Source organism: Nocardia sp. No.11 (genome assembly GCF_038752175.1).
GTDB lineage: Bacteria > Actinomycetota > Actinomycetes > Mycobacteriales > Mycobacteriaceae > Nocardia > Nocardia canadensis.
The window spans coordinates 1-26,332 of sequence record NZ_JBCGFB010000032.1 but is presented as its reverse complement, the minus strand read 5'-3'; the positions used below and the strand labels follow the sequence as shown (position 1 = coordinate 26,332).

24 protein-coding genes and 1 other RNA gene are annotated in these 26,332 nt (G+C 71.2%); 9 read left to right on the top strand and 16 right to left on the bottom strand.

Going from position 1 to position 26,332, the window contains the following annotated elements:
* Window positions 1-15: 15 nt before the first annotated feature.
* Together V8688_RS12840 and V8688_RS12835 are read right to left on the bottom strand one after the other, a co-directional pair.
* The gene (locus V8688_RS12840) at window positions 16-2,529 is read right to left on the bottom strand and encodes a DUF262 domain-containing protein (protein WP_342800865.1); all 2,514 of its coding nucleotides are present in this window, start codon (window positions 2,527-2,529) and stop codon (window positions 16-18) included.
* 116 nt (window positions 2,530-2,645) lie between these two features.
* The gene (locus V8688_RS12835) at window positions 2,646-3,665 is read right to left on the bottom strand and encodes a hypothetical protein (protein WP_316574009.1); all 1,020 of its coding nucleotides are present in this window, start codon (window positions 3,663-3,665) and stop codon (window positions 2,646-2,648) included.
* A 222-nt stretch (window positions 3,666-3,887) separates the two neighbouring features.
* On the opposite strand from V8688_RS12835, the gene V8688_RS12830 reads away from it, so the two are divergent.
* Window positions 3,888-4,091, top strand: coding sequence for a cold-shock protein (locus V8688_RS12830; protein ID WP_218721900.1), 204 nt, complete (start codon window positions 3,888-3,890; stop codon window positions 4,089-4,091).
* Window positions 4,092-4,148: 57 nt separating this feature from the next.
* Here the strand turns inward: V8688_RS12830 and V8688_RS12825 are convergent, their stop codons facing one another.
* The 3 genes from V8688_RS12825 to V8688_RS12815 form a co-directional block, all read right to left on the bottom strand.
* Window positions 4,149-7,160: a bifunctional [glutamine synthetase] adenylyltransferase/[glutamine synthetase]-adenylyl-L-tyrosine phosphorylase gene (locus V8688_RS12825; protein ID WP_218721855.1), complete on the bottom strand. Its 3,012-nt coding sequence runs from the start codon at window positions 7,158-7,160 to the stop codon at window positions 4,149-4,151.
* A gap of 61 nt (window positions 7,161-7,221) precedes the next feature.
* Window positions 7,222-8,559, bottom strand: coding sequence for a type I glutamate--ammonia ligase (gene glnA, locus V8688_RS12820; RefSeq protein WP_218721857.1), 1,338 nt, complete (start codon window positions 8,557-8,559; stop codon window positions 7,222-7,224).
* Between the two features lie 121 nt (window positions 8,560-8,680).
* Entirely contained in the window at window positions 8,681-10,162 is a 1,482-nt protein-coding gene (locus V8688_RS12815; RefSeq protein ID WP_342800882.1) for an alpha/beta hydrolase, read from the bottom strand.
* A gap of 263 nt (window positions 10,163-10,425) precedes the next feature.
* Between V8688_RS12815 and panB the strand changes: the two genes are divergently transcribed.
* The 4 genes from panB (at window position 10,426) to V8688_RS12795 (ending at window position 13,936) form a co-directional block, all read left to right on the top strand.
* Window positions 10,426-11,283, top strand: coding sequence for a 3-methyl-2-oxobutanoate hydroxymethyltransferase (panB, locus tag V8688_RS12810; protein WP_218721861.1), 858 nt, complete (start codon window positions 10,426-10,428; stop codon window positions 11,281-11,283).
* Between the two features lie 386 nt (window positions 11,284-11,669).
* Window positions 11,670-12,113, top strand: coding sequence for a hypothetical protein (locus V8688_RS12805; RefSeq protein ID WP_218721863.1), 444 nt, complete (start codon window positions 11,670-11,672; stop codon window positions 12,111-12,113).
* Window positions 12,113-13,075 carry a prolyl aminopeptidase gene (pip, locus tag V8688_RS12800; RefSeq protein WP_218721864.1) on the top strand — a complete coding sequence of 321 codons (963 nt, stop codon included), beginning with the start codon at window positions 12,113-12,115 and terminating at the stop codon, window positions 13,073-13,075. The genes V8688_RS12805 and pip overlap by 1 nt, the downstream gene beginning before the upstream one ends.
* A 3-nt stretch (window positions 13,076-13,078) precedes the next feature.
* Window positions 13,079-13,936 carry a CHAD domain-containing protein gene (locus tag V8688_RS12795; protein ID WP_342800864.1) on the top strand — a complete coding sequence of 286 codons (858 nt, stop codon included), beginning with the start codon at window positions 13,079-13,081 and terminating at the stop codon, window positions 13,934-13,936.
* A gap of 20 nt (window positions 13,937-13,956) precedes the next feature.
* Here V8688_RS12795 and V8688_RS12790 read toward each other — a convergent pair whose 3' ends face one another.
* From V8688_RS12790 to V8688_RS12780, 3 genes are all read right to left on the bottom strand, one after another.
* Entirely contained in the window at window positions 13,957-14,097 is a 141-nt protein-coding gene (locus V8688_RS12790) for a hypothetical protein (protein ID WP_342800863.1), read from the bottom strand.
* A gap of 121 nt (window positions 14,098-14,218) precedes the next feature.
* A complete protein-coding gene (locus V8688_RS12785) occupies window positions 14,219-15,649 on the bottom strand; it encodes an RNB domain-containing ribonuclease (protein WP_342800862.1) in 1,431 nt (476 codons plus the stop codon).
* Between the two features lie 20 nt (window positions 15,650-15,669).
* Window positions 15,670-16,002: a hypothetical protein gene (locus V8688_RS12780; RefSeq protein ID WP_218721870.1), complete on the bottom strand. Its 333-nt coding sequence runs from the start codon at window positions 16,000-16,002 to the stop codon at window positions 15,670-15,672.
* Between the two features lie 412 nt (window positions 16,003-16,414).
* Here V8688_RS12780 and V8688_RS12775 point away from each other — a divergent pair, with 412 nt between their 5' ends.
* Window positions 16,415-16,786: a hypothetical protein gene (locus V8688_RS12775; protein ID WP_342800861.1), complete on the top strand. Its 372-nt coding sequence runs from the start codon at window positions 16,415-16,417 to the stop codon at window positions 16,784-16,786.
* A gap of 67 nt (window positions 16,787-16,853) precedes the next feature.
* On the opposite strand, the gene rnpB is transcribed toward V8688_RS12775, so the two are convergent.
* Window positions 16,854-17,259: RNase P RNA component class A (gene rnpB / locus V8688_RS12770), an RNA gene on the bottom strand.
* A gap of 110 nt (window positions 17,260-17,369) precedes the next feature.
* Here rnpB and V8688_RS12765 point away from each other — a divergent pair.
* Window positions 17,370-18,257 carry an alpha/beta fold hydrolase gene (locus V8688_RS12765; protein WP_218721874.1) on the top strand — a complete coding sequence of 296 codons (888 nt, stop codon included), beginning with the start codon at window positions 17,370-17,372 and terminating at the stop codon, window positions 18,255-18,257.
* A 16-nt stretch (window positions 18,258-18,273) separates the two neighbouring features.
* On the opposite strand, the gene V8688_RS12760 is transcribed toward V8688_RS12765, so the two are convergent.
* Window positions 18,274-18,708, bottom strand: a complete 435-nt coding sequence (locus V8688_RS12760; protein WP_255588704.1) for an SgcJ/EcaC family oxidoreductase — start codon at window positions 18,706-18,708, stop codon at window positions 18,274-18,276.
* A gap of 185 nt (window positions 18,709-18,893) precedes the next feature.
* Between V8688_RS12760 and V8688_RS12755 the strand changes: the two genes are divergently transcribed.
* Window positions 18,894-19,436: an NUDIX hydrolase gene (locus V8688_RS12755; RefSeq protein WP_218721876.1), complete on the top strand. Its 543-nt coding sequence runs from the start codon at window positions 18,894-18,896 to the stop codon at window positions 19,434-19,436.
* Between the two features lie 68 nt (window positions 19,437-19,504).
* Here V8688_RS12755 and V8688_RS12750 read toward each other — a convergent pair whose 3' ends face one another.
* A complete protein-coding gene (locus V8688_RS12750; RefSeq protein ID WP_218721878.1) occupies window positions 19,505-19,897 on the bottom strand; it encodes a hypothetical protein in 393 nt (130 codons plus the stop codon).
* 114 nt (window positions 19,898-20,011) lie between these two features.
* Between V8688_RS12750 and V8688_RS12745 the strand changes: the two genes are divergently transcribed.
* The gene (locus tag V8688_RS12745; protein WP_342800860.1) at window positions 20,012-20,800 is read left to right on the top strand and encodes a helix-turn-helix transcriptional regulator; all 789 of its coding nucleotides are present in this window, start codon (window positions 20,012-20,014) and stop codon (window positions 20,798-20,800) included.
* 242 nt (window positions 20,801-21,042) lie between these two features.
* Here the strand turns inward: V8688_RS12745 and V8688_RS12740 are convergent, their stop codons facing one another.
* The 5 genes from V8688_RS12740 to V8688_RS12720 form a co-directional block, all read right to left on the bottom strand.
* Entirely contained in the window at window positions 21,043-21,732 is a 690-nt protein-coding gene (locus V8688_RS12740) for a S1 family peptidase (protein WP_218721884.1), read from the bottom strand.
* A 143-nt stretch (window positions 21,733-21,875) separates the two neighbouring features.
* A complete protein-coding gene (locus V8688_RS12735; protein WP_342800859.1) occupies window positions 21,876-23,027 on the bottom strand; it encodes a bifunctional RNase H/acid phosphatase in 1,152 nt (383 codons plus the stop codon).
* Window positions 23,028-23,031: 4 nt separating this feature from the next.
* Window positions 23,032-23,769, bottom strand: a complete 738-nt coding sequence (locus V8688_RS12730; protein WP_342800858.1) for a C4-type zinc ribbon domain-containing protein — start codon at window positions 23,767-23,769, stop codon at window positions 23,032-23,034.
* A gap of 110 nt (window positions 23,770-23,879) precedes the next feature.
* Entirely contained in the window at window positions 23,880-24,995 is a 1,116-nt protein-coding gene (locus V8688_RS12725; RefSeq protein ID WP_342800857.1) for a Nif3-like dinuclear metal center hexameric protein, read from the bottom strand.
* 188 nt (window positions 24,996-25,183) lie between these two features.
* Window positions 25,184-26,332: aminotransferase class I/II-fold pyridoxal phosphate-dependent enzyme (locus V8688_RS12720; RefSeq protein WP_342800856.1), on the bottom strand; the 1,149-nt coding region annotated here is incomplete at its 5' end.

The following is a 26,332-nucleotide window of genomic DNA, read 5'->3' as shown; positions in this document are numbered from 1 at the left end:
AGGCCCTCGGCACGGTCAGAGCGGCAGGCCAGCCTCGATCCAGTTGTAGGCCTGGATCTTTCGCGAGGCCGGATCGTTGACGACCTGGTTGATGAGGTCGTTGATCTGGTCGGTGGACAGGGGGTAGCCGTAGTGCTCGGCGGCGCCCGCCGAGGCCCAGAGGGAGGCGAAGAGGCCGGGGCCGCCGAGGAGGTGGGACAGGGCGGTGGCGACATCCTCGACCACCTCGAGGACGCCGTGCACCATGGCGATCGCGATGTCCTCGTCGCCGGGGGTGGCGCCGGGGGCCAGCGCGCCGGAGGCGACAGCGCGGCGGGCCAGCCAGTCGCGCGGGACCAACGGGTTCGGGCCGATCGCGTCGCCCAGGTAGTACCGCCACTCCCCCGGATTGCCCTGGTCGAAGGCGTGGATGTAGAAGGTGCGGGTCAGCGCCCACAGCGCGATGTAGCGCAGGGCGACCTGTTCGGGCTCGAGCGCCGCGTCGGGGCCCTCGGCGCGGTCCCGCTCGAGCTGGTTCCAGGCGAAGCGGAACCAGACCTGCTCGGAGTTGCCGACCCAGGTGGCGGGCAGGCGATCGGCCAGCGCGGCCACGTCGGCGGCGGGGCCGTAGAGGCCGGTGTCGCCCGAGACCTCGACGCGCAGGTTGTCGACATAGCCGCGCAGCGCGTCCACCGAGGTGAACACGGCGTAGCCGAGCTGGGCCAGGCGGGTGAGGTCGGCGTTGGCGGGCTCGAGCACCAGCACCACCGGCATGCCGACGCCGGGCTGCAGGCCCTCGGGCCAGAACGCTTCGGCGACAGCGAGTTCGCGGCCGGTCACCGGATCGGAGACCTCGCTGTCGAGCAGCGGGAACCCGAAGCCGTCGGCGACCAGGTCGTCGACCAGCGCGTTCACCAGGTCCACCGCCGGGTCACCGAGGCTCACCCCGGCCACGCCGACCGACAGCAGCGTCGGCCGGTGCAGGGTGCCGGTGCGCAGCTGCTCGAGGAAGGCGTCCGCGGCCGCGGACAGCAGTTTGCGTCGCGCGCGCAGGAATTCGCGGTAGTTCTCGACCCGCCACAGCGTGGGGTCGGTCGGAATCCACTGCGAGGCCAGTACACCGGGATGACGGCGCTCGACCTCGGCGAGGTAGTCGGCCGGTTCGCGTTCGCCCAGTTCGGCTTCCGAGCCGGGGCTGAGGAAGCAGAAGTTGGCGATCGCGTTGATCTCGTTGCGTTCGTAGCCCGCGTCGCGCAGCGTGGTCTTCGGGAACAGATAGTGCACCTGCACCGGAGTGCGCTCGCCGAACTGCTCGATGCCCAGTTCGTCGCCGGTGCCCAGGTCGCGGGAACCGTCGACGCGGGTCAGCAGGTACAGCAGCGGATAGAACCGGGAACCGCGGGTCGCGCCGCCGAAGTCGTCGGCGCACAGGTCCAGTGAGCCGCCGCGCAGCCGTTCCAGCGAGCCGATGAGGCCGTTGATGCCGCCGCGTTCGAGCGTCTCGTAGTCCTGCTGCAGGAACGTCTCGGTGGACCCGCTGAACCGGCCCCACAGCGCGGAATGGATGTACCAGTACAGCACCCGGTCGCGGTGCAGGTCGTCGTCGAAGCGGCCGCCGTTGAGGAACAGCAGCCGGGTGATGACCGGAATCGCGTAGCGCCCCATCAGGACTCGGTCGTGGTCGAGGCCGAGGCGGCCTGCCACGGTGTCGAGGAAGGTGTCGACCTGGGTGGCGGTATTGCTGAGCGCCTGCTCGAACTCCGCGGGCGACAGATCGCCGAGCGCGTCGAAGTGGGCGCGGCCGTTGCCGACGGCGATCACATTGCGCAGCAACCAGTCCAGGGTGAAGGTGTAGCCGTCCTTGTCCCAGCGGATCAGGTGGTCGCGCAGGTTGCCGCGGGCCTGCGGCCACTGCGCGCACAGCGTCGCCAGCGCCAGATCACCCTTGGACAGTTTGGTGCCACCGGAGTTGACGCGGTTGAAGATGTCGACGACCTCGTCGACGGTGCGGTCCGAGCCGGTGATGGTCTCGACATTGAACTCGCGGTGGGTGATCTCGCGCAGCTTGTTGAGCCGGTCGAGGTAGACCGCCAGAGTCTCCGGCGGGACCTCGGTGAACCGGGGCAGGTAGTGCACGGGCCCCAGCGCGAACAGCTCGGTGACATCGATCCAGGTCGGCGCGGTCTCGCGGCCGGGCACCTGGAACTCGAAAACCTCACGGTCGACATCGAAATGGAGTCCGGTGAACGCGACGGCGTCGCCCTCGAAGAACGAGGGCGCGGTGCCGCGCAGGATGCCGTAGAGGGTGGTGATGCGCTGCTGGCCGTCGAGCAGCAGCTGCCGCAATCCCGAGCCGCCGCCCTGGCCGCGTACCGCGATGTCCTCGGATCCGGTCTCCCACACCAGGAGCCCGCCGACCGGATACCCGAGATACAGCGACCGCATCAGTCCGCGCACCTGGTCCCTGTTCCAGACGTAACCGCGCTGGAATTCGGGCAGCAGCACCGCTCCGGAGTCGATCTGGTCGAGCAGGGAGGACAGACGTGTCACGGCAGCCTTTCATCGCGATCCGGTAGCGCAAGCGCTCCATCGTTGCACGGATCGTACCGACAAACACCGACGCACCAGCGGCCGAACAGAACTCACGGTCCGCGGGTTCGCGAGTCCTAGGTTCCGGTCACCGCGGCGCGGAACGCCGGGGAGGCGTAGAAGGGCGCCAGCCTGCGCCGGACGACGGCGTCCAGATAGCCGCGCTCGTCGAGTGTCGCCAGCACCGAGGGGCCGAAACGCAGCGCCTCCTCGATCATGTCCGCGCGCCCGATGCCCAGCTCGGCCAGCAGTTCGGCCAGCGGGGTGTCGCCGTATTTGTCGAAGACGTGATCGATGCCCTCGTCGAGCAGGGCGTGGAAGTAGTCGGTGTCGCGGAAGGTGCGCCAGAACTCGAAGGTGAGGACGACGGCGTCCTCCACGTCGTTGGCCGAGACCAGCTCGCGGAAGGACCCGATGGAATCGCCGGTGTGCTTGCGCCAGGTCTCGCGGGCGGCGTCGAGCAGCATGTCGTCGGCGTCGTCGCGATTGCCGCGCAGGACGAATCGGGCACCGGTGCGGGTGATCCGGCCGACGCCGTTCTCGATCGCGGGCAGCGCCGGCTCGGCCAGCCGGGCCAGCGCGCCGCGCAGCGACTGCGCCAGACCGCCGCCCTCGGCGTGCTTGCCGTCGTCGACGGCGGTCACGACGGCGCGCTGCACCGCTTCGACGCAGGCGTCGACGGTGACCGGGCTGTTGAGCACCAGCCGCACCAGCCGGTGCGAGACCTCCATGTCGGCCACGGCCGAGACCAGTTCGTCGAAGCGGCGGTTGTCCACCACGTCGCCGACGGGGATCTCGTCCTGGGCGCGATGGTTGTACAGCCGGGCGGCGATCTCGCCGACGAGTTCGGGGATCGCGCCCTCGACCGGGATCTGCACCGCGTACTTGTGCGCGACGCCCTTGATCTGCTCGCGGGTGACCGCCTCGGCCAGGGTCAGCACGGCGCACTCGGCCAGGACGCCGTCGACCTCCTCGGTGACGAGTTCGAGGAAGCCCGCGGGCGTCAGCAGCTGTTCCTTGGCGAAGGCCACGTGCGCGTCGAGCACCCGCAGTGCCAGATCGACGTGTCCGGAGTCCGCCTCGTTGCTCTCACCCATGCCGCCCAGATTGGCACATCGCGGGCGACAGTGTGACCTCGGCGCACCCGTCGCCGATCGGCCATGGCGACACGCCGTGCGCGAGGCGCAGACTCCGCCCACATCGCGGTGCCGAGACCCCCTGCGCGCAGTTTGTCGGCGAGTATGGCATACTTGGCTGCTGAGACTGGGCTGATCACAGAGATCGCCATGGCTCATCGACTGAAAAGACTTGTAAAACACATGACTCAAGGCACTGTTAAGTGGTTCAACGGCGAAAAGGGCTTCGGCTTCATCGCCCAAGACGGAGGCGGCCCCGACGTCTTCGTGCATTACTCGGCCATCAGCGGCTCGGGCTTCAAGTCCCTCGAAGAGGGCCAGCGGGTCGAGTTCGAGGTCGGCCAGGGCCAGAAGGGCCCCCAGGCTCAGGACGTCCGCGCCATCTGATTCCGGCGTGAACGAGAAAGGCCCCGCACCCTCGGTGCGGGGCCTTTCTCTTGTCCGCTATCCCCCGAACACCCGCTCGACGACCGCCTTGGCCCGGCGGGTGATGCGCATGTAGTTGTCGAGGAACTCGCTGCCGTCGTCGGTGGGCCAGCCCGCCACCCGCGCGACCGCCGAGAGCAGTCGGCCCGGACCGGGCAGCTGATCGGTCGGCTTGCCCTTGACCAGCACGAGCGCGTTGCGGGCCGCCGTCGCGGTGATCCACGATTCCCGCAGCAGCGCGACGTCCTCGGGTTCCAGGATGCCCTCGGCCTCGATGACGTCGAGCGCCTCCAGCGTCGAGGTGTTGTGCAGCGCGGGCACCTCGTGCGCGTGCCGCAGCTGCAGCAGCTGCACGGTCCACTCGATATCGGCCAGACCGCCGCGCCCCAGCTTCGTGTGGGTGGCCGGATTGGCCCCGCGCGGCAGGCGCTCGGCGTCGACGCGGGCCTTGATCCGGCGGATCTCGCGCACCGACTCCGCCGAGACGCCACCGGCCGGATAGCGGATCGGGTCGATGACGTGCAGGAACCGCACGCCCAGATCCTGATCGCCGGCCACCTGGTGCGCGCGCAGCAACGCCTGCACCTCCCACGGCTGGGCCCACTGGGCGTAATAGGCCTGATAGGCGGCCAGCGTGCGGACCAACGCGCCGTTGCGGCCCTCCGGGCGCAGGCCCGCGTCGACCTGCAGCGGCGGGTCGGTGCTCGGCGCGCCGAGCAGGCGCTGGACCTTCTCCGCGACGCCGGTCGCCCACTTCACCGCCGTGGTCTCGTCCTCGCCGGGGCGGGGGTCGCAGACGAACAGCACGTCGGCGTCGGACCCGTAGCCCAGTTCCATGCCGCCGAGCCTGCCCATGCCGATGACCGCGAGGTCGGCGGGCGCCGGCGCGCCCCGCTCGGCCACCGACGCCCGGATGACCGCGCTGAGCGCGGCCTCGAGCACCGCCACCCACACCGACGACAGCGCCGCGCACACCTGCGGCACGTCCAGCATGCCCAGCAGGTCGGCCGAGGCCACGCGAGCGAGCTCGTGCCTGCGCAGCGACCTGGCCGCGGCGACGGCGCGAGACGGATCGTCGTAGCGGGCCGCGGCGGTCTGGATGCCGCGCGCGACATCCTCGGGCTGCGGGCCGAGCAGCTGCGGACCGCCGGGGCCGTCGGCGTACATGCGGATGGTCTCGGGGGCGTTGATCAGCAGGTCGGGCAGGTACTCCGAGGAGCCGAGCACGATCATCAACCGCTGAGCGATGGCGCCCTCGTCGCGCAGTTCGCGCAGGAACCAGATCTGGTCGTCGAGACCTTCCGAGACCCGGCGGTAGGCGAGCAGGCCCGCGTCGGGATTCGGGGTGTCGCCGAGCCATTCGAGCAGCGTCGGCAGCAGTAGCGCCTGGATGCGGCCTTTGCGCGAGACGCCGCCGGTGAGCGCCTTGAGGTGGCCGAGCGCGTTGGCGGGCGCGCCGTAGCCGAGTGCGGCGAGCTGGCGCACCGCGGCGTCGGGGCTCAGCCGCAGCGCGTCGGAGTCGAGCCGGGCGACCGACTCGAGCAGCGGCCGGTAGAACAGCTTGGCGTGCAGCCTGCGCACCCGCATCGAATTGCGGCGGATGTCGGTCTCGAGCACCCCGACCGCGTCCTGCCTGCCGTCGGGCCGGATGTGGGCCGCGCGCGCGAGCCAGCGCATGCCCTCCTCGTCGTCGGAGGCGGGCAGGGTGTGGGTGCGCTTGAGCCGCTGCAACTGCAGCCGGTGCTCGAGCAGCCGCAGGAACTCGTAGGAGGCGGTGAGGTTGGCCGCGTCGTCGCGCCCGACGTAGCCGCCCGCGGCCAGCGCGGTGAGCGCCTCGACGGTGTTGGTGACATGCAGCGAATCATCGACCCGGCCGTGCACCAATTGCAGGAGCTGTACGGCGAATTCGACATCGCGCAGGCTGCCCGCGCCGAGCTTGAGTTCGCGTTCGCGCAGGTCGGCGGGGACCAGATCCTCCACCCGGCGACGCATGGCCTGCACGTCGGCGACGAAGTCGGGGCGCTCGGAGGCGGTCCACACCATCGGCATGATCGCGTCGCGGTACTGCTGCCCGAGTTCCAGATCGCCGGTCATCGGCCGGTTCTTGAGCAGCGCCTGGAACTCCCAGGTGCGGGCCCAGCGCTTGTAGTAGGCGAGGTGGGAGTCGAGCGTGCGCACCAGCGCGCCCGCCTTGCCCTCGGGGCGCAGCGCGGCGTCGACCTCGAAGAACGCCGAACCGGCGACGCTCATCATCTCCGCGGCCAGCCTGGTCGCGGTGGCGTCGGCCGGCTCGGCGACGAACACCACGTCGACATCGCTGACGTAGTTCAGTTCGCGCGCACCGCATTTGCCCATCGCGATGACCGCCAGGCGCACCGGCACCGGGCCGTTCTTGCACACCCGCGCCACGGCGACCGACAGCGCGGCGGTGAGCGCGGCGTCGGCCAGATCGGACAGGTGCCTGCCGACCACCTGATACGGCGGCACCGGCTCGTTCTCGACAGTGGAGGCCAGGTCGACCGCGGCCAGCAGCATCAGCTGATCGCGATACCGGCTCCGCAGCAACGCGATCGCCTCCGGACCGGCGATCTCGGCCCGGAACAGCATCGGCCCCGCGTTGGGTCCGCTCTCGGGTTTCGCCTCGACCGCGGCGAGCAGGTCGGCGATCAGTTCGTCGCGTTCGGGAAGCCGGTTCGCGCGCAGCACTTTCCACGCGGCGGGCGTGGCGACGAGGTGATCGCCGAACGCGGTGGACGAGCCGAGCAGCCCGAACAGTCTGCCGCGCAACGTGGCATCGGAGCGGATGGCCGAATCCAGTTCGGCCCAGTCGGTTCCGAGCGACTCCCGCAGCCGGATCAGCGTGGACAGGGCCAGATCGGCGTCGGGCGAACGCGACAGCGCCCAGAGCACTGGTACGCCGTCGACATTGTCCCAGCCGAGCTGGTGCAGGGAATCCGCTGCGGTGGGCTCGAGCAAGCCGAGCCGGCCGACGCCGGGGACAGCGGAGCGGGCAGTCGGTGGCCGGACCATGCCCTAAAAGTACATGGTCCGCGCATCGACCGCGTCACGCCCGGCGCGGCCGGGCGCGGTGTCACAGACTGAGGTATTCCTCGAGCTCCCACGGGGTCACCTGGCTGCGGTAGGCGGCCCATTCCCGGCGCTTGTTACGCAGGAAGAAGTCGAAGACGTGCTCGCCGAGCGTCTCGGCGACCAGCTCCGAGCGCTCCATCACCTGCAGGGCCTCGTCGAGGGTGCCCGGCAGCGAGCGGAAGCCCATCGCGCGACGCTCGGCGTCGGTCAGCGACCACACGTCGTCCTCGGCCTCGGGGGGCAGCGTGTAGCCCTTCTCGATGCCGCGCAGCCCGGCCGCGAGCAGCACCGCGAAGGTCAGGTACGGGTTGCAGGCCGAATCAGGGCTGCGGATCTCGACCCGGCGCGAGGACGACTTGTTCGGCGTGTACATCGGCACGCGCACCAGCGCCGAGCGGTTGGACCGGCCCCAGGAGGCGGCCGTCGGGGCCTCGCCGCCGTGGATCAGGCGCTTGTAGGAGTTGACCCACTGGTTGGTGATCGCGCTGATCTCGGGGGCGTGCTCGAGGATGCCCGCGATGAACGAGCGCGCCGTGGCGGACAGGTTCTCCGGATCGTCGGGGTCGGCGAAGGCGTTGGACTCGCCCTCGAACAGGCTCATGTGGGTGTGCATGGCCGAGCCGGGGTACTGGGCGAACGGCTTGGGCATGAACGTCGCGCGCACGCCCTCGTCGATCGCGACCTCCTTGATGAGGTAGCGGAAGGTCATCACGTTGTCGGCCATCGAGAGCGCGTCGGCGTAGCGCAGGTCGATCTCCTGCTGGCCGGGGGCGCCCTCGTGGTGGCTGAACTCCACCGAGATGCCCATCGACTCGAGCGCGTCGATGGCGTGGCGGCGGAAGTTCGGGGCCGAGTCGTGCACGGCCTGGTCGAAGAAGCCGCCGTTGTCGGCGGGCACCGGAGCGCCGTTCTTCAGGCCGTTCTCCAGCAGGAAGAACTCGATCTCGGGGTGCACGTAGCAGCTGAAGCCCACGTCGGCGGCCTTGTTGAGCTGACGCCGCAGCACGTGGCGCGGGTCGGCCCACGACGGCGAGCCGTCGGGCATGGTGATGTCGCAGAACATGCGGGCGGAGTGCTGGTGGCCCTTGGAAGTGGCCCAGGGCAGCACCTGGAAGGTCGACGGATCGGGCCGCGCAACCATGTCCGCCTCGGACACGCGCGCGAAGCCTTCGATGGCCGAGCCGTCGAAGCCGATGCCCTCCTCGAAGGCGCCCTCGAGCTCGGCGGGCGCGATGGCGACGGACTTCAGGTAACCCAGCACGTCGGTGAACCAGAGACGTACGAAGCGGATGTCCCGCTCTTCGAGCGTCCGCAGCACGAATTCCTTCTGGCGATCCATACCGGCGAGCGTAAGCACCCGGCGTTAAATCCGTGTTACATACGCGCTCGCGTTTGCTATCTCGTCACATCGTTCGCACATCTCACCCGCGGTGACGGGGCGCGCTGAGCCGCGATCCGCCTCAGCAGGTGAGTCCGGCGCCGGGCGCGGCGAGGTCGACCAGATAGTCGATGACGGCGTCGTCGAGGCAGCGGTCGCCCGCGACGAGGGCGGCGGTGTGCCGGTTGCCGCGGAAGGTGATCAGGTCGGCACCCAGCTGCGCGGCCAGATCGACACCGGCCTGGTACGGCGTCGCGGGGTCGTCGGTGGTCGAGACCACGACCGTCTTCGGCGCGCCGGGGGCACTGACCCGGTGCGGGGTGCTGGTGTTGGGCACCGGCCAGGAGGCGCACAGTTCCAGCGGGGCGGCGCCGGTGCCCTTGCCGTCGTCGAGGAACGGCGCGGCCTTGCGGTACTCGGTGTCCTGGCGGCCGGTGACCGCCGGATCGGTGACGCGCGGATCGTCGACGCAGCGGATGGCGTTGAAGGCGTCCTGGGTGTTGGCGTAGGTGCCGTCCTCGCGGCGGCCGTCGTACATGTCGGCCAGTTGCAGCAGGGTGTCGCCGCGTCCGTCGCGCAGTTCGGTCAGGCCCTGGGTGAGCACGTTCCACAGGTCGTCGGTGTAGAGGGCCTGCTGGACGCCGGTGATGGCGTCGCCGTAGCTGAGCCCGCGCGGGTCGGCGGTGGCGGCGGGCGTGGCCTCCAGCGGGGAGACCAGCGCGCGGAACCGGGCCACGGACTGGGCCGGATCGGTGCCGAGCGGGCAGTCGGCGTTCTTCGCGCAGTCGGCGGCGTAGGCGTTGAACACGCCCTGGAAGCCCGCGGCCTGGCGCAGCGACTCCTGCACGGGGTCCTGGGAGGAGTCCACCGCGCCGTCGAGGACCAGGGCGCGCACGTTCTGCGGGTACTTCTCGGCGTAGGCCGAGCCGAGCCGGGTGCCGTAGGAGTAGCCGAGGTAGCTCAGTTTCGGGTCGCCGAGCACCGCGCGCAGCACGTCCATGTCCTGGACGACCTCGCGGGTGCCGACATGGGCGAGCAGGTCGGTGCCGGTGCGCTGGGCGCACCGGTCGGCGTACTCGCGATTGTCGGCCTCGGCGTCGGCGATGCCGGCCGGAGTGTTGTCGGTGGGCGGCTCGGCGCGTTCGGCGTCGGCCTGCTGTGGGGTCAGGCAGACGATCGCGGGCAGCGAGGACCCGACGCCGCGCGGATCGAATCCGACCCGGTCGAACTTCTCGGCCAGCTCGGTCCGGTTGCCGACGGTGACCATCGACAGCCCGGAGACCCCGGGGCCGCCGGGGTTCAGCAGCAGCGAGCCGATCTTGTCGCCGGTGGCCGGGATCCGCGACAGCGCGATCTGGGCGGTCGGGCCGTCCGGGCGCGTGTAGTCGACGGGCACGGTGATCCGCGCGCATTCGGTCTTGGGCGGCAGCCGGTCCTCGGGGCTGCCGAAGCCCTCGCACGAACCCCAGTCGAGTGGCTGGTCGTAGAACTTCTCCAGACCGGGCGGCGGTGGCGGCAGCTCCGCGCGCGGCGCGCTGGTCTCGGCGCTGGTGCAGCCGGACACGATCAGCGCCGCGAGAGCGCCGAGGAGCACGACGAGCCTGCCACGCTGCACTGTGGGCCCACCTTTCCGCGCCGCACGGCGCACAACACGATGCGCCCGATCCGCGCGAAAGGGCTCTCGTTCACGCTAGCCGAACCACCGCTGTGACCGATCACACCGGTACCGGCCCTTAAGTCGGCTCGGCCCGAGGTGGCACACTGGATTCGTCAGAAAAACCCGGGGACCCGGTACGGGCCTCGAGGAACCAGACGAAAGGGACGATGATGTCCGTATCCGATGAGCAGACCCCTGCCTACGGTGCCGCTCCCGCCGCCGAAGCCAAGCCCCGCCGCAAGACCCGCGTCCAGCATCTGCAGCAGATGAAGGCCGAGGGCGAGCGCTGGTCGATGCTGACGGCCTACGACTACTCCTCCGCGCGCCTCTTCGAGGAAGCGGGCATTCCGGTCCTGCTGGTCGGCGATTCCGCCGCCAACGTGGTGTACGGCTACGACACCACCGTGCCGATCACCATCGACGAGCTGATCCCGCTGGTGCGCGGCGTCGTCCGTGGCGCGCCGCACGCGCTGGTCGTCGCCGACCTGCCGTTCGGCACCTACGAGTCCTCGCCGCAGCAGGCGCTGGCCACCGCCACCCGGTTCATGAAGGAGGGCGGCGCGCACGCGGTCAAGCTCGAGGGCGGCGAACGCGTCGCCGAGCAGATCGCGCTGATCACCGCCGCCGGCATCCCGGTGATGGCGCACATCGGCTTCACCCCGCAGAGCGTGAACACCCTCGGCGGGTTCCGGGTGCAGGGGCGCGGCGACGGTGCCGAGCAGCTCATCGCCGACGCCATCGCGGTGCAGGAGGCGGGCGCGTTCTCCGTCGTCATGGAGATGGTCCCGGCCGAGCTGGCGGGCCAGGTCACCCACAAGCTGACCATCCCGACCGTCGGCATCGGCGCCGGCGCCGACTGCGACGCCCAGGTGCTGGTCTGGCAGGACATGGCCGGCTACACCAGCGGCAAGACGGCGAAGTTCGTCAAGCGCTTCGGCAATGTCGGTGACGAGCTGCGCTCGGCCGCGGCCGCCTACGCCGACGAGGTCCGCCGGGGCACCTTCCCCGGCCCGGAGCACAGCTTCTGAGTTTCTGGAGCGCTGGCGCGCTCGAGGTCGCGGCCCCTCCTGTCCCGTCGGTCGGGNGGGCACCTTCCCCGGCCCGGAGCACAGCTTCTGAGTTTCTGGAGCGCTGGCGCGCTCGAGGTCGCGGCCCCTCCTGTCCCGTCGGTCGGGCACCGTTGCTTGCTCCTTCGTCGCCTACGCAACGGCACCTGACCGACGGGACGGCCGCGACGGCCGCTGCGCGGCCTGCCCTCCTCAGGGTCGGGGCGCGTGGGGCCGGGTTCACGGCATGTCCGGCCGAGGGCGGGGCGTGCGGGCTCGCGCGTCGAACTCAGGGTTCGGCCGGATGTGCGCGGTGGCACCGGATGGCAGACTCGATACCGACATAGTCGACACGAGTAGAGGTATCGATGCCGCACCGCCGTTGGAAGACCCGTCCCGCGCTGCTGCTCGCGGGCGCGCTCGCCGTCGCGAGCCTGAGCGCTTGCGGCAGTGGGGAAACCACCCCGACCGGCAGTTCCGGCACCACGACCGCCGCGACGACCAGCGTGGCGAAGCCGAGCACCTCCGGCACGCCGGGGAGCGTGACGATCACCGACACCGCGGCCGCGCAGCTGTGCGACATGATCCGGCCCGAGCTGTCCAACTTCCGGGTGCAGGGCCCGACGCTGGGCCGGTTCGCGCTCAACGCGATGGTGCACGAGTGGGCGCTGCGCAACGGCGGGATCAACGCCCAGGTGCTGGCCGACAAGGCGATCGTCGACCGGGTCACCACCGAGGCCTGCCCGGACGTGCGTACCGAGGCGATGACCGCCCTGGATCTGCCGAATCTCGCTGCGGGACTGGCGTTCTGATGCGCGACCTCTACCCGGAGATCGAGCCGTTCGCGCACGGCCTGCTCGACGTCGGCGACAGCCAGTCGGTGTACTGGGAGGTCAGTGGCAATCCCGACGGCAAGCCGGTGGTGTTCGTGCACGGCGGGCCGGGCGGCGGCACCGGGCCGCTGCAACGGCGGTTCTTCGATCCCGCCGTCTACCGCATCGTGCTCTTCGATCAGCGCGGGTGCGGCCGGTCGGTGCCACACCTCGCCGACGGCGCGGACCTCGGCGTCAACACCACCGGGCATTTGATCGCGGACATGGAGTTGCTGCGCGAGCACCTCGGCGTGGACCGCTGGCAGGTGTTCGGCGGCTCGTGGGGATCGACCCTGGGCCTGGCCTACGCCCAAGCCCATCCCGAGCGGGTCACCGAGCTGGTGCTGCGCGGGATCTTCCTGTTGCGGCGCAAGGAGATCGACTGGTACTACAACGGCGCGGCGGGCAACGTCTACCCGGCCGAGTGGGCGAAGTTCCTGGCTCCGGTGCCGGTCGCCGAGCGCGGCGAGGACCTGGTGGAGGCGTATCACCGGCTGCTGCACTCGCCCGATCCGCAGGTGGCGCTCGACGCCGCCGTGGCCTGGTCGACGTGGGAGGGCGCGACGAGTTCGTTGCTGCCGCAACCGGATCGGGTCGCCGAGACCGGCGAGGCACGCTTCGCGCTGGCGTTCGCGCGCATCGAAAACCACTATTTCCGGCACGGCGGATTCCTCGACGAGGGACAGTTGCTGCGTGACATGGACCGGATCGCCGACATCCCCGGGGTGATCGTGCAGGGCCGCCACGACATCGTGTGCCCCGCGGTGAGCGCGTGGGATCTGCACAACGCCTGGCCGGGTTCGACCCTGCACATCGTCGAGGACGCCGGGCACACCGCCCACGAGCCCGGCATCACCCACCATCTGGTGGAAGCGACCGACGCGTTCGGGAAGCGAGGCTGAATCATGGCGCCCAAGGCCGGCAAAGCCGTCGTCGCGGCACTGCGGGACGACATCGACCGGCTGCTCGCCGCCGAACCCGACGTGCGTGCCGACGCCGAGGACTCGGTGCACCAGATGCGCGTGGCCACCCGCCGCCTGCGCAGCGTCCTGCGGTCCTATCGCAGGCTCTTCCACACGAAGCGGGCGGCGGCCACCGAGGCCGAGCTCAAGTGGCTGGCCGATCTACTCGGCGTTGCCCGCGATGCCGAGGTCCGTGCCGAGCGCTTCGTCGACCTGCTCGCCGAGCACGACGAGGTCCCCGACGAGGTCACCCAAGCGCTGGTCGGCGCCTCCCTCGATGCCTACACCGACGCCCACGCCGAGGTGCTGAGCGCGCTCGACGGCAAGCGCTACCGGCGCCTGCGCAAAACCCTGACCGCCTGGCGCACCGATCCCCCGCTGGACCGCGACCTGGCCCGCACGCCCGCGCGCAAGGTCTTCGACGGCGTCGTGCGTCGCGACCGCAAGCGCCTGCGCGCACTGGTCCTCGCCGAACCCACCGCCGCCCCCGCCGACCGCGTCGAGCTTCTGCACGATATCCGCAAGGGCGCCAAGCGCTTGCGCTATTCCTGCGAAGCGGCAGGCACCGTCCTCGGCGACGACGCGACCGACCTCGGCTCGCGCGCCAAACGCCTGCAAACCGTCCTCGGCGACCACCGTGACGCCGTCGAATCCCGCGAGGCCATCCTCGCCGCGGCCGCAACGTCGCCCACCGCGACCGCGACCCTCTACGAACTCCTCGCCGACACCGAGGAATCCGCCGCGGGCCGAGCCATCGCCCACTATCCCGCCGCCGCGGCCTTCGCCACCGCCGCCGACTAGCGGTCGGCCGCGTCGGTTCGTCACGGACACCGGTCCTCCCGGTCCCGGTCCCGGTCCCGCTCCCGAAGCGCCCGGTCGAGCAGCGGCCAGCCGTCCAGTTCCCTGGTGCGGTCGAAGCCCGCGTCGTCGGCCGACGCGAGGTCGAGCAGGGTGCGGACCACACCCGGCCTCGCCGGTCAGCTCGTGCCGATGCGAGACGGCCCACCGGTAGGTCGTGTCGCCGGCCAGGAGACGGCGGTTGCGACGGCTGCCCCCACCCCGAGCCTGCCCGCCGGTGTCGGATCAGGGTCGGGCGTAGTCGAATCCGATGGTGCGGGTGGCGATATCGGCGGTCACGAGCCGGACCGGGACGTGCTCGCCTTCCGGCGGTTTGCCCGCGCAGCGGCCCAGGATCGGGGGTTCGCTGACGAAGATCTCGGCGTCGCGGGTGCCGTTGGCTTCGCGCAGGACCAGCGCCGGGAACTCGGTGCCGACCCGGGGCGCCAGGACGGTCGCCTCGGTCAGGTCGACGCAGGCGCGGTCGACCTTGCTCGCGACGGAGTCGGTGCGGCGCAGGGTTTCCGCGGCGGGCCCCAGACCGTCGATCACCCAGGTGGGGACCTCGGTGCCCGCGCAGTGGGCCAGGCATATCTCGGTGGTGAAGCGGTCGGCCAGACGGCGCAGCGGGGCGGTGACGTGGGCGTAGGGGGCGCCGATCGCGCTGTGGGTGAGCTGATCCGCGGTCGGCTGGTCGAGGTCGGCGAGCAGCGTGTAGCCGGCGCCGCGCAGCAGGCTCGTCGCCTCCGACATCAGGACCAGGGCGGCGGGGGTGTTCGCGTCGAGGCCGGCCAGCAGTCGGCCGACGGGCATGTCGGCGGGCCAGGCGACGCCGAGCGCGGCCGCGGTGCGCCGCATCGAGGCGATCGCGCTGTCGGGCGGCGGCGGCATGGTGCGCAGCAGACCGATCGCCGGGCCCTGGTGCGCCAGCATGATCTGGGCCGCGCACATGCCGGTGAGCAGCGAGACCTGCTCGTTCCAGTCGTCGGCGGCGGTGCGCGGTTCCAGTTCCAGGCGCCAGTTGTCGCCGTGGCGCACCACATCCTGGGCGGGCAGTCGCAACGCGATCGCGCCTCGGTCGAGGCCTGCCTCGATCCGCAACCTGCCGAACTCGGGCAGCGCGACCAGCGAGGGGTGCAGCGTGCCCGCGTCGGCGGCGGCCTGGACCTGCGCGTAGTCGAAGCGCTCGCGGGAACGCACCAGCGCGCGCGTGACCGAGAAGCGCTGCGGGACAGCGCGTTCGTCGAGGTCGATGGTCCACAGCGCGGCGGGCCGGTCCACGCCGGGCAGCAGGCTGGCGGTGCCCTCGGACAGCACCGTCGGGTGCAGCGGGACGCTGCCGTCGGGCAGGTAGAAGGTCTGGCCACGGGTTTCGGATTCCCGGGCGAGCGCACCGCCCGGCACGATCACGGCGCCGAGATCGGCGATCGCGTACTGCAGGGTGAAGCCGGTGGGGGTGCGTTCGAGGTGCAGCGCCTGGTCCAGATCCATGGCGCCGGGCGGGTCGATGGTGACGAACTCGATGTCGGTCCGGTCGACCCGCGTGCCCGCGAACGCGTCGACCGCGTCGCGGGCCTCCGAGACGGCCTCGGCCGGATAGTCCGAGGCCAGCCCGAATTCGGAACGGATGGCGCCGAAGTCGACCGGCGCCGAGACGATCCGCTGATGGAGTTCCATCCTGGCAGGTTAGCGAGTGCCTACTGCAGTGCCAGCATGGTGCCGTTGAGCTGGTCGAACGGGCCGTACACGGTGAAGGTGACCCGACCGTTGGGGACCGACGAGGAGACGGTCGCCGCGGCGTCGAGCGCCTGACCGAACGAGGCCGCCGAGGGGTGCGGCAGACCGGCGACGGTCAGACCGAACCGGGTCTGGTGGACCCAGGCGGTATCGGCCGGGCTGAGGTCGACCTGGACCCCGCCCGCCAGCGGGGTCACCGCGACCGCGCTCGCCGATCCGGCACCCAGCGAGGTGAAAACCGCAGCGGCTCCGGCGATCAGTGCACCGGCGACAATGGAACGAACTACCCGCATGTAAATGTGACCTGCTTCCGCGATCGAATGTGTTGGGCTCACCACCCGGGCAGCGAGCCCTGCCGACGGCGAACACTCTATGACCTCGCTCACGTTTCCGGCGACTTCCAGCGCATTTTCACGCAGGCGACACACTTTTCCCGCGCTCGTCCCGCCAGTTGTTACTGTGTCGGCGGCACACCCGGCAGCTGCCGGGCAGTGCGGCACCCACGTCGATAAATGGGAGTTCCGAGCGTATGTCGTCGCTGATTTTCGATTACCTGTTGCCGATCCTCGGCCCGGACCAGGCGTCCTACTGGGCCCAGCTGTTGGTGATCAACCCCGCGTAGCTCACCGAGCAGATCGAGCACCTGTCGCCTCCCGTTAACCTCACGGGAGGCGGCTTGTTTTCTGGGGCGCTAGCATCCCGCGCGTGAGTAGAACTACCGCCGCTCTCGCGGCCAGCGCCACCGTCTTCGCCCTGCTTCTGACCGGCTGCGGCGACGACTCCTCCTCTTCCGCCGCCGCGGGCTCCTCGGCCACCACGACGCCCGAGTACAAGGTCGATCCGAGCAAGGCGGGCATGTTCGTGGTGAGCTACCGCAACGCCTTCCCGAAGCTGGCCGCCGGGCGTGACGATGCCGCCGTCGCGACCGTGCTGAACCAGTCGTGCGGTGACATCAAGGCGGGCAAGTCCGAGGCCGACACCATCGCCGGGATCATCAAGGCCACCAAGAACGGCGCCGACGCCGCGACCGAGGACGAGGCCAAGGCGATCTACCAGATGTCCACGCTGATGTGCTGAGCCGGATTCCGGCGCGACCGGGGCGGCGGTTCCCCTGGGGGGAGCCGCCGCCTCGTCGTTCGACAGGCGGACGAGCCGGCCTGTAAGCCGGATCCTGTCCCCGGTTCACACCGGGGGGCGACCATCCATCTGGACACACCGTCGCCGGGTGCCTCGAGCGGTCCACCCGCAGGCTCGGGCGAGCAGCCCTCGAACACCTGCGCAGCCGCACCGTGAGGTGCGACCTTCGACCTTGCTCCGGGCGGGGTTTACCGAGCCGCCCCGGTCACCCGGGGCGCTGGTGCGCTCTTACCGCACCGTTTCACCCTTACCGCACGTGCTGTGCGGCGGTCTGTTCTCTGTGGCACTGTCCCGCGGGTCACCCCGGGTTGCCGTTAGCAACCGCCCTGCTCTGTGGAGTCCGGACTTTCCTCGGTACCGAGCAGCGGCGCGCACGCGCCCGTTCTCGTCACCGCGGTCGCCCGGCCGACTCGTCCGCTCGTACAGAGTACCGTGGCGCGAACGACGGCCTCGGCGGCGGCAGCCCGCGTGACCGCGCAGGGCCCCGGGAGCGCCGCCCGAAAACGCAGTACGGTAATCACCCATGGAACGTGTCGACGTCAGTTTCCCCTCGGGTGACCAGCAGTGCGCTGCGTGGCTCTACCTGCCCGACGGTGCGCCCCGGCCGCGCCCGCTGGTGATCATGGGACACGGGCTGGGGGCAACCCGCGAAATGGGGTTGGATCGATATGCGCGGCGGTTCGCCGCGGCGGGGATGGGGGTGCTGGCGTTCGACTACCGGCATTTCGGCGCCAGCGAGGGTGATCCGCGCCAGGTGCTCAACATCGCCCGTCAGCGGCAGGACTGGAAGGCCGCAATCGCCTACGGGCGCAGCATCCGGGGGTTCGACGCGACCCGAATCGCGTTGTGGGGCACCTCGTTCGGCGGCGGGCACGTGCTATCCGTGGCGCCCGACGACGACTACCTCGCCGCGGTGGTCGCGCAGGTACCGTTCACCAGCGGGTGGGCCTCGGCGATGGCGAAGGGACCGATCAGCGTCACCAAGGTCGCCACCATCGCCGCCACCGACCTGCTGTTCGGCCCGATCCGGCGCAAGCCCGTGCGGATCCGGCTGGCGGGCCGCAAACGGGCCGCGGCGCTGATGAGCGCGCCCGATGTACCGGAGGGATTCGGCAGGCTCGCCGAGGAGAGCGAGACCTACCGGCCGAAAGTCGGTGCGCGGGTGGCCTTGTCGACCCTGTTCGACGCGCCGGGCCGCCGCGCGAAGGCGCTGAAGGTACCGGTGTTCTACGCGATCGCCGAGAACGATTCGGTCGCCCCGGCCGGCCCGACCCGCAAGGCGGCCGAGCGCACCAAGCACGCGGTGGTCAAGCAGTACCCGGTCGGCCACTTCGACGTGTACTTCGACGACGTCTTCGAGCAGGTCGTGCGCGACCAGACCGATTTCCTGGTGTCGGTGTTGCGTCCCTGAACCCGCCGAGGTCCCGTCAGCGCGGGCGCCGGCCGGCGATCCGGGTGTTCTGGAACGAGGTGAAGCGCCAGCCTCGTTCCGTGCGCACCGCGGTTCGGATCTGGATGCTGCGCTCCTGCGGTTCGGTTCGCGGCGCGCCCGGCGGCAGGGGCCGCACGCCATAGGTCACCAGCACCGCGGTATCGCGGGTGGGGAACCGCAGACTCGTCCCGTCCGGCTCCGACAGGCAGGTGCCCCGCATCATGCCGTCGAACCCCGCTTGCATGACGGTCGCCAATTCCGCGCGGCCCTGGACGAATTCACCGAAGACCGAGACGAAATCGGCATCGTCGGTGAAGGTGTCGGCGAAGGCGCTGCCGTCTCCGGCCGCCCAGGCCGCGGCTTGGGCGGCGAACAGCGCGCGCACGGCGCGCTCGTCGGGTTCGGCCATCGGCCCGCCGAGAGTGGTCATATCCGTCTCCTGTCTCGAAGTGACGGTTCGACCCTTCCGTGCCATCGGCAGGCGCCGCAATGACCTCCGAGGTCATGGCCGGACATCCACCCGGATACGCCGGCGAGAGGCCGACCGGAACGGATACTTCGATCGAGGCCCGGCACTTGCCCTATGTCGAGTCCCGAGTCGGGCACCATGGAGGCATGGAACAGCTCAGCTCGCGCACGATCTACACCAATCCGTGGATGCGGCTGCGGGAGGACACCATTCGCCGGTCCGACGGGTCGGTGGGGATCTACGCCGTGGTCGACAAGGTCGACTGGGCGATGGTGATCCCGTTCGACGGCGCGGGGTTCCATCTCGTCGAGCAGTACCGGTACCCGCTGGGCGAACGCTACTGGGAGTTCCCCGCGGGCACTCCCCCGCAGGGCACGGCGCCGTCGCCGCTCGAGCTGGCGCACAACGAATTGCGCGAGGAGACCGGGTTGCGAGCCGGGCGGATGACGCCGCTGGGCATCCTGGCGACCGCACCGGCCTCGACCAGTCAGCGTGGCCATTGTTTCCTGGCCACCGACCTCACCCCGGGTGAGCCGCAGCGCGAACCCGAGGAGCAGGACATGCGCACCGCGTGGTTCTCCCGCGCCCAGTTCGAGGCGATGATCCTGCGCGGGGAGATCATCGACGCCCACGCGGTAGCCGGGTACGGCCTGCTGCTCATGCACGAACGCGGCCTCAGCTCACCGTAGGTCTTCCCAGCCGGGGTGACGCGGGTGCCGTCGCCCACCGTCCGTGCTGATCGATCCGCGGGTGGCCGTCATCGGAGGGCCGCTCGCAGGCCCGCGAATTCGAGTGCGGCGAAGGTCGCGACCAGGACCGCGCCGGTGAGCAGGAAGCCGATGCCGAGGGCGGTCAGGGGCAGCAGACCCGAACAGGCCAGAGCCGTCATGCCCAGGGCCGAGGCGGCGTTGACAGCGACGACCACGCGGCCGTAGCGATGCGGGCGGTGACCGGCGATGGACAGCAGGGCCGCGCCGCCGGTGATCATGACGGCGCCGAAGAGCAGCGACAGCGCGGTCGGCAGACCGAGCGGCGCGCGCAGCAGTGGCGCGCACAGGGTCAGCCCGCCGCCGAAGAGCGCTGTGCTCCAGCCGTCTACACGCAGGACGGTGGGCAGTCCAGCGCGGCGTCGGTCGGTGATCGTGGTCATCGTCGGCTCCTGTTCTCCGGGGGGTGACGAGGCCACTGTGCGGGGCGCGGGTCATGCTCGCAATGACCTCCGAGGTCATGGCCGGGCCTTGGTCGCGCTGGATACGCTGGGCCGATGACGGATCCGCGGATCGGGCCGCTGCTGCGGGAGTGGCGGCAGCGGCGCAAGCTCAGCCAGCTCGACCTCGCGCTGGCCGCCGACACTTCCTCCCGGCACCTTTCCTACGTCGAGACCGGGCGTGCCGAGCCGAGCCGAGCGATGGTGCTGCGGCTGTGCGACACCCTCGATGTGCCGCTGCGGGAGCGCAATACGCTGCTGCTGGCCGCCGGGTTCGCGCCCGCGTTCCGGGAGTCCGCGCTCGACGATGTCGCGCTCTCGCCCGCGCGCGCCGCGATCGAGACGATGCTCGCCGCGCACGAGCCGTATCCGGCGGTGGTGGTCGATCGCTGGTGGGATGTGGTGGCGGGCAACGCCGCCATGCCCGTGCTGATGGCCGGGGTGCCCGAGCATCTGCTCACCCCGCGCCCCAACGTCTTCCGGCTGGTCCTGCATCCGGACGGGCTCGCGCGCAGGCTGGAGAACCTGCACCAGGTCCGCGAACTGTTCCTCGAACGGCTCCTGCGCCAGCTCGGCGCCACCGGAGACAGGCGACTGCGCGCCCTCTACGACGAGGTCAGAAGCTATCCGGCACCGGCTGATTCGCCCGGCACCGCCGAGCCGACCGGCCCGTTCCAGGTCCCGATCCGCATCAACTCACCGCTGGGCCCCCTCACCATGTTCTCGACCATGGCCACCTTCGGCGCCCCGGCCGACGTCACCCTCTCCGAACTGGCCATCGAGTTCTTCTACCCCCTCGACGACGCCACCGCCACCGCGCTGCGCGCCATGGCCGCCGCCCCCTGACCGGGCCGGAGCGAGCGGCGCATCTCGAACTCGGTGCGCGGATCACCCGGTTCCACCGGCCCGCGTCGGCCGGTCGGTGCGAAACCGTGTCACCGGTAGAGGTTTTCGGCGGCATCGTTGCCCTCGGTCGATTCGAGGCACACCGCGGTGCAGCCCGGTGGCGCGGCGACGAGTTCGGGCGGAGACGGCGACAGGGGCGCACCACCGAGCCGGTGATGCGCCCCTGTCGGGTCGAGCCGGGATCAGATCGGCTGGAAGCCCGCGCCGACGCCGCCTGCCCGGTTCAGCACGTCCAGGATGACCTGGATGGGCTGGAAGTAGGCGGGCGAGTGGATCGGGTTGGCGCCACCGGTGCACGGGATATCGAAGTCGACGGGGCCCAGGCCGGTGAGCCGGCCCTGGTTCATGCCGACCAGCCGGTCGCCGACGACGACCGGGCCGCCGGAATCACCGGGCTGGGAGCAGTACTGGTTGATCGAGGTGCCTTCGAGCTCACCCCACACCACGCCGCAGCTGCGACCGCTGGTGCGACCGTCCGAGCACACGGTGGTGCCGGGGCCGGGCGCGCCGCCGATGCCGACGACGGTGGTCTGGCCGATGGTGCGCACCGGCAGGACCTTCGACGCGTCCAGCTGCAGGACCGCGAAGTCCAGGTAGTCGCCGTCGTCGGAGAAGGCGACGGTGCCGATGACGCCCGCGTTGAGCGCCTGCTCGGCGCCGACCCGAGCCCCCGTCGGCGCGCAGTGCCCGGCGGTCAGGCCGACCAGGCGACCGGCGTTGTCGTGGCCGATGGCGGTCAGCGAGCAACCGGAGTTGTTGTCGAAGACGATGCCCGAGGCCGCGCCGAGCACCACGCTCGGATCGGCCGACACGCTGCCCGCACCAGCGGACGCGGTGAGCGCCCCCGCGATGGCCGCCGCGAACGCCGCCATCCGTAGAAACCTCATCAAGTACCTTTCTCGACGGCCGCGGCATCTCCGCACGCCCGAGAGACTTCTCGGGCGCCGGGGCATAGTCGTTACGCCGACCACGAACCGGGGCGACCGTACCGCGCCCGGGTGACCGACGGCCAGCGCTAAAGGTACGAGACGTCGTTGACCAGACGGACGGAAGCGCCGCCGTCGGGGTAGAACTCCGCGATGCACAGCGAGGCCAGGTCCAGGTGCAGGCGATACAGCAGCGACGGGCCGACCCCGAGCGCCAGCTGCAGCAGGGTCTTGATCGGCGTGACATGGCTGACCACGACGATGTTCTCGCCCGGATACAGCCCCACCAGATCGCGGCGCACCGATTCGATCCGCTCGCGCACCTGATCGAAGCTCTCGCCACCGGGCGCGGGCACCGACGGGTCGCCCAGCCAGTCCGCGTGCAGCTGCGGATCGCGCTGCGCGGCCTCGGCGAAGGTCAGCCCCTCCCAGTCGCCGAAGTCGGTCTCGATGAGCCCGTCGAGCACGCGCAGCGGCACGTCGAGCGCGGCCGCTGCGGCTTCGGCGGTGGCGCGGGCCCGCTGCAGCGGCGAGGTCACCACCGCGGCGATATCGCCCTTGGCGGCCAGCATCTTCGCGGCCCGCTCGGCCTGGTCGCGGCCGAGATCGGTCAGCGGCGGATTGCCGCGACCGGAGTAGCGGCGCTCGATCGACAGCTCGGTCTGGCCGTGCCGCAGCAGCAACAGCCGCGTCGGCCTGCCGACCGCGCCGGTCCAGCCGGGGGCGGCCGGAACACGCTGGGCGGCAGCGGAATCGCGCGGTTCGGTGGCGGGCACGGCGACCTCGTCGCCCGCCGCGTGCCCGGCCGCCACGGCGTCGCGGACGGTGCCGACGACCGCGCCGTCGTCCATCGCCTCGTTCGCCAATCGGTCGGCGTGGGAGTTCTCCGCGCGCGGAATCCAGGTGAAGGTGACCCGATCGAACCCGGCGGCCAGCCCGCGCGCCTGCTCGGCGAGCGGAATCATCGACGGGTGCTTGACCTTCCAGCGTCCCGACATCTGCTCGACGACGAGCTTGGAATCCATCCGGACCGTGACCACCCGCGCGCCGAGCTCGGCCGCGGCGGCCAAACCGGCGATGAGACCGCGGTATTCGGCCACGTTGTTGGTGGTGACGCCGACATACTCCTTGCGCTCGGCCAGCACCCGCACATGATCGGCGGCGAACACCACCGCGCCGTAGCCGGCGGGGCCGGGATTGCCGCGCGACCCGCCGTCGGCCTCGACGATCACCTCGTTCATCGGGTTACAGCCCGGATTCCTTGGTACGCACCATGATCGCGCTGCACTCGGGGCAGCGCAGGACCGCGTCGGGGGCGGCCTTGGCGATGCGCTGCATCTCGCCGCGATCGATCTCGATCCGGCAGGCGCCGCAGCGCCGGGCCTGCAGCAGGGCGGCGCCGACGCCGTGGGCCGCGCGCTGCTTGTCGTAGATGGCGAGCAGTTCGTCCGGGAACAGGCCGACCAGCCCGGCCCGGTCGTTCTCGCATCGCTGCTGGGCCACTTCCAGATCGGCCATCGCCTCGTCGCGCAGCCGTTCGGCGTCGGCGAGGTCCTGATCGGCCTTGCTCAATCGGGCGCCCGCGTGGTCGTGATCGGCGACCATGGCCTCACGCTGTTCCATCACGGTCAGCAGCTCGTCCTCGAGCACCGAGCGGCGACGCTCCAGGCTGCCCAGCTCGTGCTGGATCTCGGAGAGCTGCTTGGCGGCGACGGTGCCCGCGGTGAGCATGCCGCGGTCGCGGTCCTCACGCTTGCGGACGGCGTCGACCTCACCCTCGAGCTTGCGGATGTCGCGGTCCAGATCGTCGATGCCGATCTCGACCGCGACGGCGGCGTCCTTGTAGCCGTTGCGCTCGGCCGCCAGGCGCGCCACCTCCTGCTGTTCGGGCAGCGCGTTCCTGCGGTGCGCGATCCGCGTCAACTCGGCATCGACAGCGGCGAGCTGGAGCAGCTTGGACTGGACCGACGGTTCGACATTCAACGCGCACGAACTCCTGAACACGGTGGACGGATGGGTTGGTCAACCGTACCGCGCCGCGCGGTGTGGGTACGCCATGACCCGAGGACCTGGGCCCGGGCTCCCCGGCGGGGTCAGCCGGTGACCGTCCACGGGTCGGTGCGCAGGGTGCAGACGCGGGTCTCGATCCCGGGCAGGGCCGCGCGGACCACCTGCTCCGCCTGCCCGCACCAGGGGAACTCCGTGGCCCAGTGGGCGGCGTCGACGAGGGCGGGGCCGCCGCGGCGCAGGTGTTCGTCGACGGGGTGATGACGCAGGTCGGAGGTGAGGTAGGCGTCGACGCCCGCGCGGACGGCCGCGTTCAGGTAGGAGTCGCCCGCGCCGCCGCAGACGGCGACGCGCCGGATGACGCGGTCCGGATCACCGGCGGCGCGCACGCCCCAGACGGTGCGCGGCAGGCCGACGCCGACCCGGGCGGTGAACTCGCGCAGGGTCTCGGGTTCCGGGAGTTCGCCGATGCGGCCGATGCCGAGCGAGGACGGCAGCGGCGCGCGCTCGGTGACGTGATAGGCCGGTTCCTCGTACGGGTGCGCCGCGCGCAGGGCCGCCAGGACGGCCAGGCGGGAGGTCGGCGGCGCGACCACTTCGACGGCGTCCTCGGTGACGGTCTCGACCGTGCCGACGGCCCCGATCGCCGGATTCGCGCCGGGCAGGGGACGGAACTGGCCGGTGCCGGAGGTGTACCAGGCGGCTTCGCGGTAGTCGCCGATCGCGCCCGCGCCCGCGGTGAACAGTGCCGACATGAGCGAGGCGGTGTGCGTCTGCGGGACCTGGATCACCCATTTGTCCACGGCGGCAGCGGGCTTGGGGTCGAGCGGGCCGGTGACGGTGAGGCCGACGGCGGCAGCGAGCGCGTCCGAGACGCCGGGGTCGGCCGAATCGGCGTTGGTGTGCGCGGAGAACAGGGCGCAGCCGGAGCGGATCAGCCGGTGCAGCAGCGCGCCCTTGGGGGTGTCGGCGGCGACGGTGTCGACGCCGCGCAGCAGCAGCGGGTGGTGCACGACCAACGCCTGGGCCCCCCACTCGATCGCCTCGTCGACGACGGCGGCGGTGGCGTCGACGGCGAACACCACCTTGGTCACCTCCCGGCCCGGGTCACCGCACACGAGCCCGACCGAATCCCAGGTTTCGGCCAGCCGCGGTGGGTACGCCGCGTCGAGTACCCCGATCAGTTCGGCCAGGTCGGTCACCGCCGCCTCCTTCGTTCCGTTGCCTTACCCCGACACCATCGAAGCGGCGGGATCACCTTGCACCACAATGCTTTCCACTACTCGCGCCGGGGACCTGCGGTGGCCCCGACCCGGTCCTCCGGCACCACAGCACCACCCGCCGCGGCCACCACGGGCCAGTCCGCCTCTACGGGCCCAGTCGGCTTTTGTCACCACAGCGAGGCCCGCAAACCCTCGACCAACCGATCGACCTCGCCCGCACCGCGCACGGCGACCCGCAGGTGATCGGGCCCCAGCCCGGGGAAGGTGTCGGCCCGGCGCACCGCGATGCCCCGGTCGGCCAGGCGCTTGCGCAGCAGTTCCCCGTCGGGGACGCGCAGCAGCAGGAAGGGGCCCGCGGCCGGGGTGTGCACGTCGAGACCGAGGGCGGTGAGGCGCTCGATCATGCCCGCGCGTTCGACGGCGATCTCGTCGGCGTGCCGACGGGACGCGGTGACGGCCGCCGGTTCGGCGGTGGCGATGATCGCCTCGAGCTGCAGCGTGCCCAGCGGCCAGTGCGGGCGGCCCTGGGTCAGCCGGGCCAGCACCTCCGGCGCGCCGAGCACATACCCGCACCGCAGTCCGGCCAGCGCCCAGGTCTTGGTGAGGCTGCGCAGGACGAGGACGTCCGGGGCGGCCAGCGCGGCCAGCGACTCCGGTTCCCCGGCGATGTGCGACGTCGGGGAATCCGACCCCGGTCGGGAGGTCGATCGCACCGGCGCTCCCGGTTCCACGTCGACGGCCGGCGCCGTCCAGATGGACGATGCGTCCGGCGCACTCGGGGTCGACGACAGGTCCGGCGTCCGGCGCGCGGACGACGACGCGGGCCGCGCACCACCAGGATCGGCCACCGCGCCGCGCATCACGGCACCGGACGCGACGTTCCGGGCAGCGCCGGCCACGTTGTCGCCCGTACCGCCGAATTCCCGGCCGCCGCCGGGTCCTCCGTCCACTGCCGCACCCGCGACGGTGCCGTCCGCGACCGCGTCGGCGAACGCCTCGTCGACCACCACGAGACGCCCCGGCCGACGCAACGCCGCGATGACGGCCGCCGGGTGCAGTACCGAGGTCGGGTTGGTGGGATTGCCGAGGACGACCAGATCGGCCTCCTCGGGAACGAGATCCGGGTCGAGCGTGTACGGCGGTTCCAGGATCACCCGCGTCACCGGGACACCGGCCTCCCGCAGCGCCAGCTCGGGCTCGGTGAAGGAGGGGTGAACGACCGCGGCCAGGCGCGGGGCGAGCCGGGGCAGCAGGGCGAAGCCCTCGGCGGCGCCGGCGAGCAGCAGGACCTCGTCGGGGCGGCGGCCGTGGCGGGC

Coding starts and splice junctions, on each gene's coding strand:
- V8688_RS12745 (WP_342800860.1), top strand. CDS start 20,012: ATGACGGATCCGCGGATCGGGCCGCTGCTGCGGGAGTGGCGGCAGCGG.
- V8688_RS12830 (WP_218721900.1), top strand. CDS start 3,888: ATGACTCAAGGCACTGTTAAGTGGTTCAACGGCGAAAAGGGCTTCGGC.
- V8688_RS12750 (WP_218721878.1), bottom strand. CDS start 19,897: ATGACCACGATCACCGACCGACGCCGCGCTGGACTGCCCACCGTCCTG.
- V8688_RS12835 (WP_316574009.1), bottom strand. CDS start 3,665: ATGGGTGAGAGCAACGAGGCGGACTCCGGACACGTCGATCTGGCACTG.
- V8688_RS12795 (WP_342800864.1), top strand. CDS start 13,079: ATGGCGCCCAAGGCCGGCAAAGCCGTCGTCGCGGCACTGCGGGACGAC.
- pip (WP_218721864.1), top strand. CDS start 12,113: ATGCGCGACCTCTACCCGGAGATCGAGCCGTTCGCGCACGGCCTGCTC.
- V8688_RS12740 (WP_218721884.1), bottom strand. CDS start 21,732: ATGGCGGCGTTCGCGGCGGCCATCGCGGGGGCGCTCACCGCGTCCGCT.
- V8688_RS12755 (WP_218721876.1), top strand. CDS start 18,894: ATGGAACAGCTCAGCTCGCGCACGATCTACACCAATCCGTGGATGCGG.
- V8688_RS12780 (WP_218721870.1), bottom strand. CDS start 16,002: ATGCGGGTAGTTCGTTCCATTGTCGCCGGTGCACTGATCGCCGGAGCC.
- V8688_RS12735 (WP_342800859.1), bottom strand. CDS start 23,027: ATGAACGAGGTGATCGTCGAGGCCGACGGCGGGTCGCGCGGCAATCCC.
- V8688_RS12765 (WP_218721874.1), top strand. CDS start 17,370: ATGGAACGTGTCGACGTCAGTTTCCCCTCGGGTGACCAGCAGTGCGCT.
- V8688_RS12785 (WP_342800862.1), bottom strand. CDS start 15,649: ATGGAACTCCATCAGCGGATCGTCTCGGCGCCGGTCGACTTCGGCGCC.
- V8688_RS12760 (WP_255588704.1), bottom strand. CDS start 18,708: ATGACCACTCTCGGCGGGCCGATGGCCGAACCCGACGAGCGCGCCGTG.
- panB (WP_218721861.1), top strand. CDS start 10,426: ATGTCCGTATCCGATGAGCAGACCCCTGCCTACGGTGCCGCTCCCGCC.
- V8688_RS12825 (WP_218721855.1), bottom strand. CDS start 7,160: ATGGTCCGGCCACCGACTGCCCGCTCCGCTGTCCCCGGCGTCGGCCGG.
- V8688_RS12805 (WP_218721863.1), top strand. CDS start 11,670: ATGCCGCACCGCCGTTGGAAGACCCGTCCCGCGCTGCTGCTCGCGGGC.
- glnA (WP_218721857.1), bottom strand. CDS start 8,559: ATGGATCGCCAGAAGGAATTCGTGCTGCGGACGCTCGAAGAGCGGGAC.